The organism is Salinimicrobium oceani (assembly GCF_012037645.1).
The window spans coordinates 1-387 of sequence record NZ_JAAVJR010000936.1 but is presented as its reverse complement, the minus strand read 5'-3'; the positions used below and the strand labels follow the sequence as shown (position 1 = coordinate 387).

The window sequence follows — 387 nt, the reverse complement described above, 5'->3', positions numbered from 1 at the left end:
GGAATTGGTGGGGAACAGGCTGAAATCAACCACCTCAGCTTACGATGGCGCAATGAAGAAGCTTACTGGGCAACAAAATCTCATCAAGGATATTGACCAACTGGAAGCCCTTGGCATCTCTCCCAAACAAAAACTTTCGCAAAAATGGCTTTCCCAGGCAAATGGGGAAGAAAATCAATTGAATTAGTATGAAAAAAATTTACACTTTAACTCTTTTCTATTTTTCCAGCTTGTTATTTACTCCGGCTGCTGCCCAGGAAATTTACTTTCCAGAAGCTGGAACATGGGCAGAAAAACCAGCTTCCGATTACAATATTGATGTCTCTAAAGCGATCGAATTTGCACAGAATAATGAGTATTCAGAATCAAAAGACCTGCGGCAGGCAA

2 pseudogenes are annotated in these 387 nt (G+C 41.1%); both read left to right on the top strand.

What is annotated here, in order from left to right:
* Positions 1 to 187: pseudogene (locus HC175_RS20135) on the top strand (DNA recombination protein RmuC); the annotation flags it as partial.
* A gap of 1 nt (position 188) precedes the next feature.
* A pseudogene (locus HC175_RS20130) lies at positions 189 to 387 on the top strand (serine hydrolase domain-containing protein); the annotation flags it as partial.